Annotated in this window: 14 protein-coding genes; 6 read left to right on the top strand and 8 right to left on the bottom strand. The window is 63.9% G+C overall.

The features are described 5' to 3' along the window. Nucleotides 1-249: 249 nt before the first annotated feature. Together A7G45_RS24175 and A7G45_RS24170 are read left to right on the top strand one after the other, a co-directional pair. A complete protein-coding gene (locus tag A7G45_RS24175) occupies nt 250-447 on the top strand; it encodes a diguanylate cyclase domain-containing protein (protein WP_260940765.1) in 198 nt (65 codons plus the stop codon). Nucleotides 448-696: 249 nt separating this feature from the next. Continuing rightward, nucleotides 697-1,800, top strand: a complete 1,104-nt coding sequence (locus tag A7G45_RS24170) for a GGDEF domain-containing protein (protein WP_260940761.1) — start codon at nt 697-699, stop codon at nt 1,798-1,800. A gap of 35 nt (nt 1,801-1,835) precedes the next feature. Here the strand turns inward: A7G45_RS24170 and A7G45_RS24165 are convergent, their stop codons facing one another. Further along, nucleotides 1,836-2,528: an EAL domain-containing protein gene (locus A7G45_RS24165; protein ID WP_260940759.1), complete on the bottom strand. Its 693-nt coding sequence runs from the start codon at nt 2,526-2,528 to the stop codon at nt 1,836-1,838. 52 nt (nt 2,529-2,580) lie between these two features. Here A7G45_RS24165 and A7G45_RS24160 point away from each other — a divergent pair. After that, nucleotides 2,581-3,725 (top strand): IS3 family transposase gene (locus A7G45_RS24160; protein WP_407667536.1). Its coding sequence is split into 2 segments (ribosomal slippage): nt 2,581-2,845 and nt 2,845-3,725, totalling 1,146 coding nucleotides; the frame shifts between segments, so codons are not numbered across the junction. Nucleotides 3,726-3,764: 39 nt separating this feature from the next. Here the strand turns inward: A7G45_RS24160 and A7G45_RS24155 are convergent. The 5 genes from A7G45_RS24155 to A7G45_RS24135 all read right to left on the bottom strand — a co-directional run bounded on the left by A7G45_RS24155 (nt 3,765) and on the right by A7G45_RS24135 (nt 9,360). Next, the gene (locus A7G45_RS24155; protein WP_260940757.1) at nt 3,765-4,826 is read right to left on the bottom strand and encodes a diguanylate cyclase domain-containing protein; all 1,062 of its coding nucleotides are present in this window, start codon (nt 4,824-4,826) and stop codon (nt 3,765-3,767) included. Nucleotides 4,827-5,133: 307 nt separating this feature from the next. Continuing rightward, nucleotides 5,134-5,559, bottom strand: coding sequence for an XRE family transcriptional regulator (locus A7G45_RS24150; RefSeq protein ID WP_260940750.1), 426 nt, complete (start codon nt 5,557-5,559; stop codon nt 5,134-5,136). 329 nt (nt 5,560-5,888) lie between these two features. Then, the gene (locus A7G45_RS24145; RefSeq protein ID WP_260940749.1) at nt 5,889-7,091 is read right to left on the bottom strand and encodes an MFS transporter; all 1,203 of its coding nucleotides are present in this window, start codon (nt 7,089-7,091) and stop codon (nt 5,889-5,891) included. 69 nt (nt 7,092-7,160) lie between these two features. Continuing rightward, nucleotides 7,161-7,673 carry a Chromate resistance protein ChrB gene (locus tag A7G45_RS24140; protein ID WP_260940748.1) on the bottom strand — a complete coding sequence of 171 codons (513 nt, stop codon included), beginning with the start codon at nt 7,671-7,673 and terminating at the stop codon, nt 7,161-7,163. Between the two features lie 121 nt (nt 7,674-7,794). Then, a complete protein-coding gene (locus A7G45_RS24135) occupies nt 7,795-9,360 on the bottom strand; it encodes a sugar transferase (RefSeq protein ID WP_260940747.1) in 1,566 nt (521 codons plus the stop codon). A 590-nt stretch (nt 9,361-9,950) separates the two neighbouring features. On the opposite strand from A7G45_RS24135, the gene A7G45_RS24130 reads away from it, so the two are divergent. After that, complete coding sequence (locus A7G45_RS24130; protein ID WP_260940746.1) at nt 9,951-11,210, top strand: GGDEF domain-containing protein; 1,260 nt, start codon at nt 9,951-9,953, stop codon at nt 11,208-11,210. A 427-nt stretch (nt 11,211-11,637) separates the two neighbouring features. Beyond that, nucleotides 11,638-13,929 carry a putative bifunctional diguanylate cyclase/phosphodiesterase gene (locus A7G45_RS32585; protein WP_260940745.1) on the top strand — a complete coding sequence of 764 codons (2,292 nt, stop codon included), beginning with the start codon at nt 11,638-11,640 and terminating at the stop codon, nt 13,927-13,929. Between the two features lie 10 nt (nt 13,930-13,939). On the opposite strand, the gene A7G45_RS24120 is transcribed toward A7G45_RS32585, so the two are convergent. Together A7G45_RS24120 and A7G45_RS24115 are read right to left on the bottom strand one after the other, a co-directional pair. Beyond that, entirely contained in the window at nt 13,940-14,986 is a 1,047-nt protein-coding gene (locus tag A7G45_RS24120; RefSeq protein ID WP_260940743.1) for a glycosyltransferase family 4 protein, read from the bottom strand. Next, nucleotides 14,986-16,077, bottom strand: coding sequence for a glycosyltransferase family 4 protein (locus tag A7G45_RS24115; RefSeq protein ID WP_260940742.1), 1,092 nt, complete (start codon nt 16,075-16,077; stop codon nt 14,986-14,988). The genes A7G45_RS24120 and A7G45_RS24115 overlap by 1 nt, the downstream gene beginning before the upstream one ends. Before the next feature lie 390 nt (nt 16,078-16,467). Between A7G45_RS24115 and A7G45_RS24110 the strand changes: the two genes are divergently transcribed. Next, entirely contained in the window at nt 16,468-18,240 is a 1,773-nt protein-coding gene (locus A7G45_RS24110; protein ID WP_260940740.1) for an alpha/beta fold hydrolase, read from the top strand. The last annotated feature ends 30 nt before the right edge of the window (nt 18,241-18,270 follow it).

Genomic DNA, 18,270 nt, shown 5'->3' with positions numbered 1-18,270 from the left:
TTTGGGAACGAAACTCAGCGAAACGGCTGAAACGGGGCGTGACGAACGGGCTATTCACAGCACCGTAGATACTCCTGAACTGGACAAACAAGACAAAGTAGACCCAGTGAAACCGTCACCGGTCGGCTCATAACCCAGAGGTCGCAGGTTCGAATCCTGTCCCCGCTACTAGTGAGAACGGCCCCCGGAGAACTCTCCGGGGGCCGTTCTTCATGTGCGGTGGGAACGCGTTCGGGACCATTCAATGCGTTGCGCGGCAACAGCATCCCGGCGGCAGTTGTGGTGGTGGTCGTCATCGACCTGGACCGCTTCGAGGACACCGACGATTGGTTCGGGCATGCCATCGTCGATGAGGTGCTCGGGCGCTGCGCCCGCGGTCGACGCCGGCTGCTGAGCGCGCCAGGCGCGACCCTGGCGGCGACCGTGGGGTCGCTTTGTGCGCGATGAGTCAGATTTTGCAATCAGGTTCTGCTGTGGGAGCTGTTGCAACTCGTCGTGACCGGTCGGGGTTGTTGGCAGCTACTTCTCCCGTAAATTGCTTGATAACATGCGCTTCAGCTGCTGCAAGATTGTGGTCGTGTTGCCGGCGAGTGCGTGGTTTACTTGCTAGTCAGCAAACTATTGAGTGGTTCGGTCCGGCCTCCGTTGGAGGTGGCGTGGCTGCCGACCGCGACGGCGAATCGGGAAGGGCCTGCCATGCACTGGTTGCGGCGGTGGTGGCACCAACCCGATCACTTCAACTGGATCATGGCGTACATCAAAACCCGCGGATTGGCCGGCTTGGTGCGCACCATGGTCGCCATCGTGACGTGCGTCAGTGGCCTGCTGCCGCTCGTGTTGATGACCTTGGACGGAGGGCCTACCGGCGACCGATCTCGCTTGGTGGTGATTGCTGCGTCGGGGTGCTTGTTTCTGCTCGGGCTGCTCTGGGCCTTCCGAATGCCCACCATGCGGTGCTCCAGGATTTTCGCCGCAGGCACTACGGCGTGTATTGCGGCCGTCGCTCTGTCCTGTAGCGATCCGTTCATCGCCATGTTCCTGTGCACTGCGTTTACGCTTCCTGCGACATACATCGCCTTCGCTCACACGGCGCCATATGCGGTGTACAACTTCCAGATCGCGATGATCGTCGCGGTCATCGAAGCCGTCCGCATCGGCCAATCCGGCCGCCCCGTCCTCGGGATGTGCGCGGTGTGGTTGGTGGTTGTGCTCACCACCACAGCGCCCGCGAGTATTCAGATCATCGTGCACAGTTTGGGAATAGACCTGCTCCAAGCGGACTCCGACCCGTTGACGCTTGCGCTGAATCGGCGGGCATTCAGCATGAAGGCGCAGGAACTGGTCTACAAGCATCGCGATACAGACAGTCACCTGCTCTTGATGGTGATCGATCTGGACGGATTCAAGCTCCTCAATGACGAGCGCGGTCACGCGGTTGGAGATCGTGCCCTCTTGGAGGTGGCCGACATTCTCCGTGCGCAGACGCGAGACACCGCGGTGATCGGACGTGTCGGGGGTGACGAATTCCTCATCGCCGATGTCACCAACCGACCCCGCCAGATCTCCATTGCCGAGCGCCTACGAGCTGCCATCGCTCGCATGTCTTTCCCGGTCACCGCCAGCATCGGCATCGCCACTGTCGAATTGAGCCCAATCGACGACTCCGGTGTCGAGGCGACAATCGATGATCTGGTGATCGCTGCCGATCGGCGCATGTACGTGGCAAAGCGGGCCGGCGGCAACAGAATTCAGCACGCTGACGCCACCTTCGCGACGATCGAGACCGCGCGACAGGAATAATGCCGTCGGTCCCGCCTGAAGCACAGGGGCGCTTGTCAGGGCCGCAGCAGCTGCGTCATGGCGGCGAGTTGCTCACCGGGAACCGGTCGCGCAAACCGGAAGCCCTGCGCGTATCGACAGCCGAATTGGCGCAGCATGTTCTCTTGCTGGATCGTCTCAACCCCTTCGGCTATGACGGTCATTCCCAAGGAGCGGCCGAGGCCGATGACGGCTTTGACTACTTCGTCGTCAGTTCTGCTGGTGCCGAGCCCAGATATGAATCGGGCGTCGAGCTTGATGGCGTCGAAGGGCAGTTGGGACAGATGCGCCAGGCTGGCCCAGCCGGTGCCGAAATCATCCAGTGCCAGTTGAACACCCACGTCCTTGACGGCCGTGATGTTGTGATGTGCCGGTGAGCCACGCGTGATGAGTGTCGATTCGGTGATCTCGAGACATATCCGGTCGGGCTGCACGTGATGGTCGGCGAAGATCGCGGTGAGGCGGCCGACGAAGGTCGGCGATTCCAGTTGCCGGGCCGACACATTGACCGCGATCCGGTCGATGGGGTGATTCGCGGCGAGCCAGCGCTCGTGTTGTGCACACGCCGCGTCGAGAATGGCCTCGCCCAACGGGACGATCAGCCCACTGTCTTCAGCGATCGGGATGACCTGTTCGGGTGTGAGCGTGTCGCCGGCGTTGTTGCGGACCCGCACCAGCGCTTCTGGCGTGTTCCCGCTGAATGAGTCCAACCCGTTTTAGAGTCCTGTGGCCCGATGTCGGGCCAGAAGGGACGATGAACACATGGCTGGTCGGAAGCGGAATTCCGCGGAGGACATCGTGCGCAAACTGCGCCGGGCAGATGAGCTGGCTGCCGAGGGCAAGACTGGCGAGGAGATCGCCGCCGAGCTGCAGGTCTCGCCGGCCACGCTGTACAACTGGCGGCGCACCTACGGCGGCATGGACACCGATGCCGCCAAAGAGCTCAAAGAGCTGCGCGAGCAGAACGGGCGCCTCAAGCGGCTGCTGGCCGAAGCCGAATTGGAGAAGGACGCGTTGCGGGAGGTCGCGAAGGGAAAATTCTGAGCCCAGCTGCCAAGCGCCGCGCCGTGGACATGCTCAAGGAGACGTTGAGTATGTCGGAGCGGCTGGCGTGCAAGGCCGTTGGGCTGGCCCGCTCCACCTACCGCCGCCTGCCGTTGGCGCAGACCCCGACCGATCCGGACGCCGAGATGAGGGCCTGGCTGCGCGCCTACGCCACCAAACATCCCTGCCACGGGTTCCGGCGCGCCTGGGCGACACTGCGCTACGACGAGCGCCGTGAGGTCAACAAGAAGAAGATCCACCGGCTGTGGCGCGAAGAAGGCCTGCAGGTCCGTGTGCACAGTCCGCGGAAGCGGGCGGGCATCTCCTCGGTGCCGCCGATCATCGCCGATGCGCCGAAGGTGGTGTGGGCGATCGACTTCCAGTTCGACTCCACCATCGACGGTAAGGCCATCAAGATCGCCTCGATGATCGACGAGCACACCCGCGAGTCGCTGCTGAACCTGGTGGAGCGTTCGATCACCGGCGAGCGCCTGGTCGAGGAATTGAAGAAGGTGTTTGCCGCTAATGGTGGCCCGCCGAAGGTGCTGCGCCTGGATAACGGACCGGAGATGGTTTCTCAAGCGCTGCAACGGTTCTGCGAGAACAGGACCGGAATGGTGTACATACCGCCGGGCTGCCCGTGGGACAACGGCTACATCGAATCGTTCAACAACCGGCTACGCAAGGAGTGCCTCAACCGTAATTACTGGAACACCCTGTTCGAGGCCCGCGTGGTCATCGGCGACTTCAAGCACGAGCACAATCACCGACACCGCCACTCGGCACTGGGCTACCGCACGCCAGCCGAGTACGCTGCTGCCTGCCGGTGCACCCACACCCCGGTGGCCTGCAGCATCACCTGAGAACGGATAAAACCAACCCGACTCTATGACCGGGTGGACTCAGTAACGGGGACTCGCCACTTCGACACCCGACATGAATCCGGTATCCAGGTCGATGATCGGCTGGTACACAAGGTGGACGCCGTCGTGGCGTAGCGCCCAGCGGAGTGTCTGTTCGATTTCCAGGCGCTGCCGGGTCCGCGTGTGCAGAGCTTGGTCGTCGATCTCGATGCGATTGCGCCCGCGCTCCTTCGCCTGGTGCATCGTCAAGTCCGCGGCATTCAGCACGGCCTCGGGTTGATCGCCGGCGCGCGGGATGGCCAGCCCGATCGAACATCCCACCGAGACGGATTGCCCGTCGATCGTGATCGGAGCGGAGACTGCTGCCGCGATCCGATCTGCAATCTTTGTTGCCCCGGTACGGCCGTCTACACAATCGGCCAACACGGCGAACTCGTCGCTCTCGAGTCGGGCGACGTTGTCGGTCGTTCGCAGAACGGCGCGTATGCGCTCGGCGGTGGTGATCAGTACGCGGTCACCAATCGTGTAGCCGAAGGTGTCGTTGATCTGCTTGAACAGGTCCAGGTCGATGACAAGTACCGCCGATTCGGCGTCCCGGGTGTCGCCGGCGATGGTGCGTTCGAGGCGGTCCAGGAAGAATGCGCGGTTCGGTAGGCCCGTGAGCGCATCATGCAAGGTCTGGTGCTCCAGCCGCGCGTGGGTGTCGACCTGATCGGTGACGTCCCGCGCGTTGGCCACCAACCCGCCGACATGGCTGTCGGACAGGTAGCTGGTGACGGTCTGCTCGATGTGGCGCCAGCCCAGTTGCGTGTGCCACATCCGGCAAGTGAATGACGCGACGTCGAGCTCACCTGCCGCGAGACGCCGCCACCACCGACGAACGCGCCGCACGTCGTCAGGGTGTACGCGGTCGGCGAGATGTGCTCCGGTGAGTTCGTCCGGACGCAATCCGAACATCGTCGTGCAGGCTGGGCTGATGTAGGTGATCAAGCCCTCTGACGTGGTTATCGCCATGACGTCGAAGCTGTGTTCGACCAGTGCCGCAAATCGGGTGTTGGCCGCCTCGATGGAGTGCCGGTAGTGCTCGTGCAATTCGCTCATGGCGGCTTCGGCGCCGAACGCGCCAGCGTCCCCACCGCTACCCACCATCTTGTGCGCGATGATTGCCGACTCCTGATCGTCCTGTAGCTGTCCTGGCTAACGGCCGGCGATTTGGCTACCAGCGCGTTGTTCCACTGCCAGGCCCCGCCGAACTGACTTTGCGGTAACCGGCGGCGCTAGTGGCGAGTAGCAACTAGAGGTGACGGTCGTTACATTACCTCGCGTGCGGTCGATCTGCGCGTATATGGCGTCGTGGGCGTGGGTGCACGGAACCCGCACGCGTGTGGTCGCCCGTCGTGGCAGTTGCTCAACAGCGACCGTGCTCGGCGGCACGCAACAGTTCTTCGCGGACCTCGGCGGGCACCCGCAGCAACGCGGACGTGACGTCGCGGACATCGCGATCGTGTGCCAACTTCAGCCAGTACAGCTCGCTGTCCACCAAATTGACATAGGCGACGTCTTCGCCGGTGAAGTACGCGCGGCGGACTCCGAAGAACTGCGCGAGTTGGCTCACGGCATCGGGATCGGGGTGGCTTCGGGAGCCGGTTCGGAGCTGCGACAGGTACGCCGCGGACAAGCTGTAGCCACGCTCCGAGAGCGCGTGGATGACCTCGGAGTTTCGGATGGGGCGCTGACCAGGGGGCCGGATTGCGTCGAACAGTCGATTGAGTCGTTCTGCGAATGTCGCCGGATCGACCGTGGACCGTCTCCGGTGTGATTGCTGTTGTTGCATCTGGCTAACATTGCGACGTTCGGTCAACGCCAACAATGAACCGTTGATCCGTGATTCGCTGATCGCCTGCGAAGAGGGCACCGTTGCCTCTAGATGTTCGTTATTACCTGCGTAGTCCTGGCTGAGTCCACCTGCCTGCTGCGACATCGACCCTATCTCGTCTTCCTACTCGAGCGAGCCTTTCGTACCTGTACGTGCATTTTTGGCAAAGATACTAGAGTTTGATGTTGCGGTCGATAGTGCGGCAGGTATTCGACCCGAATACTCACGGATGTGACGAGAAGCAGCCTGATCGTGCTGAGGTCGGCGCGGACATACCGCCGGCGCGGCTAGGAGTCGAGGCCACCGTTCGGCCGGTCCACTGGTCCGGGGCGGGCCAAGGCGAGCAGATTGGCGAATGCGGCCAAGAGAACCGTCATGGCGAGCAGTCCGATGTGCAGAGGTGCCGCGGCCGAGACGCCGCCGATGAGTAGCGGCCCGCACGCGTAGCCGAGTTCGCGGCCGATTTCGGCGGCGCCCGTGGTCTGTCCGGCCAGGTCCGGGGGACTGGTGCGGGTCAGATATGCGAATCCGAGTGGAGTGATCAGCGCGATGCCGATGGCGGTGATCGCCGCGGCGCATACCAGGGCGCCGGTGCCCGGAAGCATCGCTGCGACCGCAATCCCCGATGCGGCCACGATCAATCCGATGGCCATTCCGGTGTGGTCTGCGAGGCGCCATGATTCGCGGGCGCGGACGACGCGCGGTTGCACCGTCGTCACGGTGGCGGCGAACACGGAGACGATGAGGCCGGTCGACAGCGGTCCGAGGCCATCCCGTGCGCCCAGGACCGGGAGGAATCCGACGCCAACGGCCAGTGCAGCAGAGGCGCCGGCCAAGGCTGCGGCGGGGCGCAGGAACCAACCACTGGACGGTCGTCGTGCGAAGTCGACGACGGTCAGGCGAGTCCGGGGCGGCATGTCGACGGCGGGCATGACCAGTGCGACCCATCCGGCCACCGCGATGGCGAGTACAGCCAGTGTGGTGAACAGCGACGAGTAGCCGCCGACGGTGATGAGCACGCCGCCGACGAGAGGGCCGAGGGTGTAGCCCAGCGCTTTCCACGCGCAGTAGCTGTCGAACGCGCGCGGGGCTGTCGGGGTCAATCGGGCGACGACGGCACCGGCGGTCGGGGAGAAGGCTGCCGCGCCAATACCCTGACCGAATCGTGCCAATCCCACCAGTTCAAGGTTGTGGGCTACGACAAATGCAGCCGAGGCCACGGCAAATACCACCAGGCCGCCGATCACCACGGGGCGCGCGCCGATCCGATCCGCAAGGGCTCCGAACACCGGTTTGAACAGTATTTCGGCGACGCTGTAGGTCGCCAGGAGCACACCGAGGGCGAGCAGATTCGCGTGTTGGAACTGGAGGTATCCGGCCAAACTGGCGGCGGTACCAAAAGAGCCGAACGCGGCGACGAAACCGGCGGCATACAACGGCAGCAGCCGTGCTCGGGACGGGGGGATGCTGTTGGTGGGTCCCGGTGTCATCGGGACCCGCGGGGCAAGTCGACGCCGCCACCATCGATCCGGCCGTCCAAGCTCGTCGGCTCACTCCGGTCACAGCTGGTGGAGGGCTTGGAAGACCCGTTCGGTGTAGTCGGCCAGTCGGTCCGCGCAATGCCTGAGTTGCTGATCCGCTTCGTCGGCGGTCGGACCACCGAAAACGTCGCGGGCCTTGACATCTCGGTGCCAGCGGCGCAGCTGCTCGAGGGTCTGCTCTTCTTCCTCCAGCTCTGCCATCGTGAACTTGCCCGCTGCGATGTCCTTGTCGATCTCGGCGTCGAACTTGGCGCAATTGGAAAGGAATTCGGCCCATTCCTCCGCTCGTTCGGCAGTGAACATCGTCTGCAAACGAGCCGCGTCCGGCTCATCGTGCCCCTCCGCGGTGAGTGTCAAGACCTCGCCCTCGCCGCGCTGCGCAAGCTCGACCACCCGGGCGACGCCGTCGGCGAAAACGGGCACATCCGGCACCGCCCAGACGCCCTGGCCGATCTGCAGCGCGCCGACCCTGCGTAGTTCGCGCCACACTGCGACTCGGTGCCGCGACGGGTCGGTTGGTATGCGCACCACCAGTATCAGCCAACGCACGACGCGTCACGCCCCTTATCACGACGAAAAATGTAACGGAGGTTTCCGAGTTGTGTGTATCGATAGTTCGACGTTGCTTTCGCAGTCGGAACTGCGGCAATGGTCAGTAGGCGCCGTCACCCGCGACGACGGTGCGGACGGTCTTGCCGATGATGAGGATGTCCTGGAGCAGCGACCAGTTCTCCACGTACGAGAGGTCAAGGCGCACAGCGTCTTCCACCTCGAGGTCGGAGCGGCCGCTGACCTGCCAGAGTCCGGTGAGGCCGGGTTTGACGGTGAGGCGGCGGCTGACGAGGTCGTCGTAGGTGTCGACTTCGCGACGAACCTGCGGACGCGGGCCCACCACACTCATCTCGCCGGTCAGCACGTTGAAGAACTGGGGGAGTTCGTCGATGCTGAATTTGCGGATGATCTTGCCGACGGCGGTGACGCGGGGGTCATCCTTCATCTTGAAGAACATCGCACCGCCGCCGTTGGCGGCGATCATTTCGGCCTGGCGGGAGTCGGCGTCCTGGTACATGCTGCGGAATTTGGTCATCCGGAACGGCACGCCGTCCATACCGATGCGCTCGGATTGGTACAAGACGGGTCCGGCACTGGTGAGTTTGACGGCCAGGGCGGTCACGATCATCACCGGCGCGATGGCGATCAGCGCGGCGACCGCGAACAGTACGTCAAAGGCTCGCTTGATCAACGAATTGGCTTGGCTGTATTGGGGTTTGGCAACTTCGAAGACCGCCATGCCGGCGACCGGGCGACTGGTCAGCCGCTGGTCGGCGATGTCGATGAGGCCGGGGGCGACCATCAGGTCGACGCCGTGTTCTTCCAGCTCCCACATCAACCGGCGGATCGCGACGGGGGTCAGGTGGTGGGTGGCAGCCAATGCGACGGTGTCGACGCCGGTGCGCAGCACCGCATCCAGAATGGCTTCGTCGCACCCGACGATGGGGATGTCGTGGCCGGCGACGGTGATGACCTCTTTGCCGTGGACGGGTCCCATGGGCGTGCAGAAGCCGACGACGTCGTAGCCGGCCCAGGGGTCTTTGGCGAATTCGGTGGCGATGTCGGCCGCGGCACTGGTGGCGCCGACGACCAACAGTTTGCTCTGGTTCCGGCCGTTGCGGTGTTTGCGGCTATTGATGCGGCGCCACATCCACCGGGTCACGATCAGGCAGAAGAGACCCATGGGCAGCGCGATGGCCAGGTAACCGCGCGAGATTTCGATGCGCAGCAGGGTGGTCGCGATGGCGATGAGGCCGAACAGCTGCAAAGTGGCGGCGACGAGGGTGACGTATTCGTTGAGCCCGCGGCCGACGACTTTCGCCGAGCGGCTGCCCAGGGACAAAAAGCCCATCCAGAGCACGGCCAGGGTGGCCGAGACGGCGATGTAGCGGATGTGGGGGCCGGAGTCCCAGGAGACGTAGACGGGGTGGCCGGCGGTGGTGGCGAACCGCGCAATTTGCCCGAAAATGACAGAACAGCAAATAACTAGTGCATCGCTAACAATGAGTTTTCGGGCGATTTTTGCGTGATGCTGCTCACGTCGTGAGCGTCCGCGGTTGCTGTGGATGGCCGGTGTCGGCAGTGCCTCGGCCGGTGTGGTGGTGGTGTCGGTGGTGGGCGTATGTCGTGCTTTGACCTGGGGTGTTGCGATGGTGGGGGTCGACATGGCTGCGGTCGGCTCTCTGCTGGGCGGGACACACTTGGTCGGCGCAACCCCGGTGGCCGGTGCTGGGTGGGTCGGCGGCTTTGGGGGTCGTGTGCGTGCCCACGGTGGCGACGCACCTCCACAGTTGTGTTAGCAGCTGCAGATTCAGCAAAGTTATACCCATGGTTTGCTTCCGGCAAGTAGGGCAGCTAACCAACCGGTGTTGTGTACCTCACAACGCGCCCGCCGGCCTGTGAGGCGACGGGCAGGATGTCGTTGTTGAGCTGCGTCGCTGCCGAGATTGGGGCGCGGCGCCGGCGACCGTGAAGCGGGCAGAAGAATTTCCGCCACGCCGATCGCAACGGCATGTGGGGCGGTACATGTCGGGCTGGTGCGTTTCTGGCAAACGATCGTCGGTTCGAGCCGGTAGCCCAGCCGCGGGCGGAAGGCCGGCGGCCGGCGTTCGGCGTACCGCCGTCGGACGGCTGGCGCGAAAACCCTCTACGCCGCCTGTGTAGCGTTAGCCACATAAGCAGATGTAACTCACTGACATGCATGGATTTACTGGTCTAGACATAGCTGTAATCCCCTGCTAGCGTACGTTTGCGGGGTTGGGGGAGGCCCTTGTCGAGGTGGTTCACCTGGAATGGGGTCCGGACGTGTTGGCAAGGCTGCGCGAGTTGTTGGCTGTTGCTCGCCTGGCTCGCGCCTGGTGGTCCTCGCCGGTGGATTACGACGCGCAAATCGGGTACTTCTCCCAACGCGGGTTGCTCGGTGGCGTGCAACTGCTCGTCGGGGCGTGCGCGGCCTTGCTCGCGCTCATCTCGATCGTCATTCAGTTTTCCCCGGCGGGGCCGACGACGGACCTCGCTCGGGCCGCATCGTCCGGGTTCGCCGCGTCAGCGGTGATATGGGCTTTGGTGTGGTGGTTCGGGCCCTGGCCGTCGCGCGCAGTGTCGATCGCATTCATTGTCTACGCAAATCTCGGGATCACCGCCGTTGCGCTGATGGACTCCGATCGGCTGGCCGGCTTCTTCGGCTTGAATGCGCTGCTGCTCATTTCCGTCTACGTCAAGTTCTTCGAGGGACCGAAGGCGCTCGCGTTGCACACGAGCTGGGTGCTTGCGGTGACAGCGGTGTTCGCTGTGTGGATCGCCGTCGGACCGCACGGTGATCCCTATCTGGCGGCCGCGAAGACGCTGATGGCCGTGGCATCGTTCGTCGTCGTGCCGGCGGTCGTCCAGTTCGGCATTTGGGTGTTGCGCAGTGACGCTCACGATTCGGTGACCGACCAGCTCACCGCGCTACTCAATCGCCGCGGCCTGAATCTGCGCATCGGCAGTCTGCTCACAGATCGGGCGAGCGATGCTGTTCCCGGTGCATTTGTACTGGTGATGGTGATCGACCTCGATCGGTTCAAGAACATCAACGACACCTATGGGCACGCGGTCGGCGACGAAGTGCTGGTGCGTAGTGCGCAGCGAATTGCGGCCAACGTTCGGCACGATGCATTGGTGGCCCGCGTGGGCGGTGAGGAATTCGTCGTCGTCGACATCGTTTGGCCCGGGCAGGCGGCCATCATCAGTGAACGGGTGCGCTCGGCTGTTTCCGCCGCCGCCGACGTGGCTCCGGTAACGGCAAGTATCGGTGTCGCCACGATTGCGCTGTCAGAGTTTGCCGGCGACGATGCCGATCCGCAATCGGTGTTGAGTGGCGCCATCGAGTGCGCCGATCATGCGATGTTCGCGGCGAAGCGTGGCGGAGGTGACGCGACAACCCGTCAGTCGTTGCTCGTGAGCGATGACGTGGTGTGCGACTGTTCGGGCCTCGCAGTGTCGTGTGATGACTCGGCGAGGCCCCCGCGTCCGTGAGCCGCGGAGGCCAAGAAGCGCACCCGGAGCGGAGCGTTTCAATCCGGCGATTGCATTGGGCCGAACGAGCTTTCGCCGGCTACCCCTGCCCGCGCTGCGATGCGCCGCTTCTGTCGCAGTCGGACGAACCGACTGCTCGGGAGGCTGCGCTGCGTGGACGGGTTTGACACACCGCTCGTCGCCCGCTGACTATTGACGATAGCAATAGTTTGCTGACTGTCGGCTCGCGGCGATTGTTCGCACGGGGTCGAGTTCGTGGCGGCTGGAACAGTCGCCTTGCGTGGGCGACAAAGTGCCTGACAGTACGACTACCTGGCAGCTGGCTAGTGGAGCACCGACTGCGTGACCGCATTGGGCGCGTTGAATACCTTAGGTATGACACTGTTGCTAAGATTGCACGAACTGACCGAATTGGAGGCTGCCTGTGGTGCGGCAGGTTCTGATCGCGGGCACAGAACGGGTGCTCGCCACCGGAGCGGTCGTCGACGTAGTGCTGACCGCCCTTGCGCTGCTCGTGGGGTGCGCGGCGGGAGCGGCTGCGTTGAGAGGCCGGGGCCGTCGGCGCCACGCCTGGATCGCCTTCACTGTGGGACTGGGCGGTTGGTTTCTCGGTCAGCTCATCTGGACGATCAGTGAGCTTCGCCTGGGTGCGCCGCCCGCGGTCATTCCGACCGCGGTAGACGTTGCCGGGTTGCTGTATCCGATCGGCGCGTGCGTCGGGCTCCTGTTGCTTTCCGGTCAGTCGTCGTGGAGATCGTGGCTTCGGTTGGTGCTCGACGGCGCGATCATGGGGTTGGCAGTGTTTGCTATTGCCTGGGTTGCGGTACTGAAGGGTGCGGCTGCGTCGGAACTCGGTCAACGGGCATCGTGGTTTGTTCTGCTTGTCCCGATTGCGAACGTCGTCCTGGTTGCGATCGCACTTTCCGTCCTGGCCAGAGTCGGCCGGGGCGAACGCGCCGTCGTCATGTTCCTGACAGTCGGCAACGTTCTGGGCGCAGTGGCCAATGGTGCAGTCATCTACCTCGACACCTGGGGCGTCGACGTCAACCATCGCATCGTCGGCCTCGGCTGGGGTGCGGCTCTGATCAGCGTCCTACTCGCTGCCTTCGCCAGCTGGCACAGGTCGCCGCGGCCGCGCGAAGCCGCCCCGCCGGTCCCGCCGCGCTGGGCCTCGTTGGTTCCCACGATCCCGTTGACCATTGCGACCGTGATTTGCGGGATTGAGCTCCTGCGGCACTCCCTGGATTGCTGCGTACCGATGCTGGTCACCTCGGTACTACTGATTGCCGTGGCGATCATTCGGCAGGCCGTGACGTTCAACGAGAATCGCCGCCTCCGGATGGCGGCCGACGACCTGTTGCGGCACGACCAGGTGACCGGCCTGGTCAACGCGGTGGCATTGCGAGACCATCTCTCTCGCGCGCTGCCGCTGCTGCAGCAGGATGGCCAGGCGCTCGCGGTCCTGCGTCTGGATGTCAGTGAGTTGTCGCTGGTGACGGCTGCTTGCGGGCGGGCGTCGGGCGACGAGCTGCTGGTCTTGGTCGCGGGCCGAATCCGTGGCCATGCTGGCAACTCTGACATCATCGCGAGGCTGAACGGCGGACAGTTCGCGGTGGTGATGGCCGCCGGCATCGATGAGTGCCGGCAGGCCGCCGACAACCTGGTCCGGGCCTTCACCGATCCGTTCATGCTCGGCGGTCGGGACCTTCTGATCCGTCCGAGCATCGGGCTGGCGGTGGCGACCGTGAACGATCGGCCGGTCGACGCCGACATATTGCTCGCACGAGCCGAGGCCGCGGTGGAGGTCGCCCGGTTCTCCCAGTCGCGCAACGTCTGCCAGTACGCGGCACCCGGCGATGCCGATGTGACAAAGGCGCAACCTGCGGCCGCCCCCAACGCTGCCCCGGTTGAGGCCGTGCGACTGCTCGGGCAGCTGCGCGAGGTCATCGATCGGGAGGCTCTCTGCCTTTACTACCAACCCAAATACGACCTTCAGTCCGGCGGAATAACCGGGGTTGAAGCGCTACTGCGGTGGCAACATCCCGAGCATGGTCTGTTGGGTCCCGACCGGTTCCTGCCGCTGGTCCGGTCTCACGGACTGACCTCCTTGGTCAACGATCTGGTGATCAACCAGGCCCTTGATGATCTTGCCGAATGGCGATCCCAGGGCGCCGAGATTTCCGTGGCCATCAACGTCTTCGCCAACTGCCTGACCGATATCGAGCTGCCGGACCGAATCGCCGGGGCACTCGAGGATCGCCGCATCCCTGCGACGGATTTGACGCTGGAGATCACCGAGGACTTCATGATGGGCAACCTCGGGAGCGTGCAGGGTGTGCTGAACACGCTGCGCCGCGACGGCGTACGAGTCGCTCTGGACGACTTCGGCAGCGGCTATTCCACGCTGAGCTATCTGCGGGATCTACCTGTCGACGAAGTCAAGCTCGACCGGCAATTCGTCGCGTCGATAGTCAATGACGAACGTACTGCCGAAATCGTGCACACTGTCGTCACTCTCGCACACAATTTGGGTGCCGGAGTGGTGGCGGAGGGGGTCGAGAATCGCCAGACCGTCACTCGCCTACAGCAATTCAATTGCGACATTGCCCAGGGGTATCTGTTCAGCCCGCCCATCGCGTTCAGCGGCGTGCTTCCTTGGCTCCGGCGTGGACCCGGGATGTCTTCCAGCACAACGCGTCCGGTTGGAGTCGGGTGCTGACGCATCGGCGCTACGGCGACGTGATACCCACGCTGTCCAAGATTCGTCGGGCGGAGGCGTCCCACGAGTAGCGGCGAGCATTCGTGAGGCCGCGCCGGCGCAGACTGTCAGCCAGACCCGTTTCGGTCTCGAGTCGGTCCAGCTGGGCTAGCAGGCCCGGCATGTCGTCAGGATCGAAATAGAGTGCGGCTTCGCCGGCGATCTCGGGCAGCGATGCCGCGTTCGACGTGATCACCGGACAGCCCAGGGTCTGGGCTTCCAGCGGCGGGAGGCCGAAACCCTCATATCTCGACGGGAAGATCAGGCCTTGGGCGTTGCGGTACAACCAAGCGAGTTCGGCATCTAAAAGGCGTCCGGCGACAACAGCTTTCGCTGATATGTCAGATGCCTGGCTGAATACCTGATCATTGCCGGATGCGCCGACGACGACGATGGTGCGGCCGGAATCGGCGACCGCCTGCACGGGTGTGGGCAGGTTCTTGTGCACCGCGAGAGTTCCGACCATCAGATAGAACGGTCCGTCTGGGGCCAGCTCGGGCCGTTGCGCTTCGACTGACGTCAGTACGTTCGCGGCGCATCCTGCGACCACGAACTTCTCCAAGCGGATACCCAATACGTCTTTCAGCTCCTGGGCGCTGAAGTGGGACACCGTGATCAGGTGTCGAGCCGATCGCCCCAGCAAGGAGTACGAGACGAGGTAGAACGCCACGAACGCTTTGCGGAAAGTCTGCGGGAAGCGGAACGGCGTGGCGTCGTGCATGGTGACGACTTGACGGCGTTTCGCCAGCGGGGCCGGTCCGGCAAAGTTGAGCAGCAGCGCGCCAAGGGTTGCGGCTGGGAGGTAGACCTGCTCGAAAACCACACCGGTGGTGCGGGATTGCCGGATCTCGACCCGCGGCGTGTACAGCCAGTCGGGAATTTCTGCGTCGGCCGGCACGTGGACCACGAGTTCGGTGTTGCCGCTGTCGATGACGGCCCGGACGATTTCGGTGGCGTAGCGTTGCGTGCCGGTCAGCTTCTGCGCCAACCACTTTCCGTTCACGTGTACCCGCTGCATCACGGTCTTCCTTTCAGCGGTTCGTACAGGGCGCGAAGCGCCGTCCGTTGCTGTGTGTCGGAATTTCCGGCCAACGCGACGGCGGTCTGCTGCCGCAGTGTCGCGAGCGCTCCGGTTTGGCGGAGATCTCCGATGGCGGTGGCCAGATCTTCGGGGCGGTCGAGGATCACCGGCAGATCGACGCCGCGCAGATATGCCCGGCGACGTGCCACCACCGGCAGGCCGATGCCCGCGGCCTCCATGATGGAGATCGGGAACCCTTCCCATGACGCGGTGTGCAGGTAGAGATCGCACGTGGCCATCACTTCGAGAGCCTCGGTGCGCGTCAGCCATCCCGTCACCTCGACTCCGTGCGCACGCAGATTTTCGATGTCTCCCTCACTACCGCCGCCGATCCAGATGGCTGCCAATCCTGGATGTGCTTGCGCCGCAGCGTGGAACGCTTTGGCAAAGAACTCTGGATCCTTCTGCGGGCCGAGTCGGCCGTTGCCGACGATCCGCAACGTGGCAACGGTAGCTGGCGGGCCGCTCTGGGGCAGACCGGGTGGTTGCACATTCGGCACGGTGACGACTCGTGGCGAGCTGAGCGGCCACCGTGACAACTCGGCCTCGCGTGGTGAGCACGCCGCGTAGGCGGTGGTGTTGAACGACAACAACCATTCGAGGACCCGGAAGCCTTGTCGCACCGGCCACGAGACGTCGAGTCGTTCGAATGAATAGCAGTGCGGGGTGTAAACCAGTGGGCGCCCGGTGGATCGGCGCACAGCGGCGCGTACGTAGGCGCCGGCCATGCTCGAATGGGCGTGCACGATGAAGTCGCCCGCTGACTTGCGGAGAAACCGTCTCAGGAACCGGATACGCGCGATTGTTCCCGGAGGCATCGGGGTCTTCGTTGCGAAGTACGTCAGCTCGTCGATGTTCAATCCCGCTTCGTCGCGAAACGAGTAGACGAGGTGATGTTCGGCCTCGGGATAGTTGCGCACGAAGTCCCCGATCGCAGACGCCGTACCGCTGGCGAACGATTCGGCGACGTGAATGATCGACGGCTGCCCGTTGGCCACGATGCCCAACGCGGGGTCGGGGTCTGCCACTGCGCGCCTCCGATGACGATTTCTAGCAAAGAAATATGTCGTTGCTGTTCGCCATACACCGTAATTGGTGGAGGTGGCATGGTCCAGTTCGGAGCGTAACGCCGCGATTCGCCGACGGCGGACACACTTCACCTGCAACAAATATTTCGAGGTCAGTTGGCATATGGGTCACGCGCGGTTGTCTGTGTCCACTGATTTCATCGGGGCGGCAACGCCGCCCCAGTCTGATCTCGAAGGCTAAAAGTGTTTGGTGTCGCAGTTCTAGCGAACATTGAAAGGGGTCAGCCGTGTATCTTGGACGTCGACCGCATCGGCTTGTCCGACTCCCGGGCGGCCGGGTCGTGAGCGGGCGACGCAACAGTTTCGACATCACCGAGGGGGCTCTGGGTCGTGGATGAGGACGGCGAGGATACGCAGCCGACATGGTTCGGCCCCGAAAACTCGCCGCTGTTCGGCGTCCTCCACATCCCCGCGGGCGGCCGGGCCCGAGGCGGCATCGTGATCTGTCCACCGCTGGGTAAGGAGCACGTCGACACGTACCGTGGCCTGAAGCTCCTTGCCCAAGAATTGTGCGGTCGCGGGTTCGCGGTGCTGCGCTTCGACTATCGAGGCACCGGCGACTCCGCGGGGCCGGTGGGCTCGGACACGGCGCTGACCGACTACCGGGACAGTATTCGCGACGCAGTGGGATACCTGCGAGCCAGCGGTGTGGCACGCGTCGGTTTGATCGGGCTGCGAATGGGCGCCATGTTGGCGGCCGGCGTCGCGCGCGATATCGAGGGATTGGCGGCCGTGGTCTTGTGGGACCCGGTGGTCGATGGACGGCGCTACCTGCGCGAGCAGCGGGCGTTGTACAAGATTACTGTCGGCGAAGACGCGGTCGACGTGCACCGCGAATCGATTCTGGGAACTACGTTTTCGCCGGAATCTGCGCTGACTCTCAAGACCATGCGGATGCCGGAATCGCTGGGTGTCGCCGTGCCGACGTTCGTGGTGACCAGATCGGAATGGGCTGCCGAGCCGAAGATCAAGGCACTGGTCGACAGTATGGATTGCGAGTCGGCGTCGGTCGGGGGGCAGCCCGAGTATGTGGAGCCGGTGACGTTCGTGGTGAAGATCCCGGTGTCGACCCTGGTGCTGATCGCAGACTGGCTGCATCGGGCCATGCCCGATGGCGACGATCCGGTGGTACCCGCCATCAGACGGCAGGCCGAGGTCGCCCACCTGCCGGACGGGCGAGCGATCGTCGAAACCTTGGACGAGCTAGGGCCCAACCGGCTCTTTGCGATCCGGACCGCGTTGCGTGGTGCGGCGGTCGATACGCCGACGTTGCTCATCCACAACACTGCTTGCGAACACCGGGTGGGGTCGGGCCGGGTATGGACCGATACCGCACGCGAATTCGCCGGGGACGGTCTGGCAGCAGTGCGTTATGACCGTCGAGGCACCGGTGACACCGGTTGGGCGACTGCAGATTTCGCCACGATCTATTCAACGGAGTCCAATGTCGACGTGCGGGACGCGATGGCGGCGACAGGAGTGCCGGCGGAGCGCCTCATGATGACAGGAATCTGTTCGGGTGCTTGGAATTCGGCCATCGGAGCAATGAAGTACGGCGCGCGAGCTGTGGTGCTGGTCAACGTGATCCTCTACAGCGTGCGGCACAAGGCCATCGGGCCCGAGAAGTTGATCGGCATGACGCCGCCGAACCCCGGTGTCGAGCCGGCACCGGAGCCCCGAACGTTGGAGGCCAAGTTCAAGAAGCTGGTCAGGCGTTGGTTGCCGTATCCGCTGTGGCTGTTGATGGGGCGGTTCGGATTGACCGAAGTGCCCGAAGTACTGCTCTCGGCACTGAGGCGCAACAGAATCGTCGTTGACATGGTCATGTCGCCCGAAGACCACGTATGGTTCGACAAACAGCGTGGTCAGCAAGGCTTGGCGCGGCTGGCGCGGCGAGGCTGGGAGCCCTCGATCACGCTCGCGCCGACGGGTGACCACCCGTTGCTGCAACGGGACATCCAGAATGTGGCCAGTGCGCGGATTTTGGAGGTGGCTCGGCGCGAGTTTGCCGAGCTGGTTGCAGAATCGGTAAACGGAGACGCTGGGCAGACCGGGTTACATCGCGATGTCGATCCACCCGCGTCCTATTGCGGGCGACGGTGATCGGAATGAGAAGTAGGCGGCGTGAGGCGA

Origin of the sequence: Mycolicibacterium llatzerense, assembly GCF_025331195.1 — a bacterium.
GTDB classification, from domain to species: domain Bacteria; phylum Actinomycetota; class Actinomycetes; order Mycobacteriales; family Mycobacteriaceae; genus Mycobacterium; species Mycobacterium llatzerense.
The sequence above is the reverse complement of the archived record's forward strand: the minus strand, read 5'-3'. Positions and strand labels throughout refer to the sequence as shown.

What these genes read in the sequence shown, in the direction of transcription:
- A7G45_RS24135 (WP_260940747.1), bottom strand. Translation starts at nt 9,360, where the DNA reads ATGTCGACCCCCACCATCGCAACACCCCAGGTCAAAGCACGACATACG.
- A7G45_RS24170 (WP_260940761.1), top strand. Translation starts at nt 697, where the DNA reads ATGCACTGGTTGCGGCGGTGGTGGCACCAACCCGATCACTTCAACTGG.
- A7G45_RS24120 (WP_260940743.1), bottom strand. Translation starts at nt 14,986, where the DNA reads ATGCAGCGGGTACACGTGAACGGAAAGTGGTTGGCGCAGAAGCTGACC.
- A7G45_RS24145 (WP_260940749.1), bottom strand. Translation starts at nt 7,091, where the DNA reads ATGACACCGGGACCCACCAACAGCATCCCCCCGTCCCGAGCACGGCTG.
- A7G45_RS24150 (WP_260940750.1), bottom strand. Translation starts at nt 5,559, where the DNA reads ATGCAACAACAGCAATCACACCGGAGACGGTCCACGGTCGATCCGGCG.
- A7G45_RS24155 (WP_260940757.1), bottom strand. Translation starts at nt 4,826, where the DNA reads ATGAGCGAATTGCACGAGCACTACCGGCACTCCATCGAGGCGGCCAAC.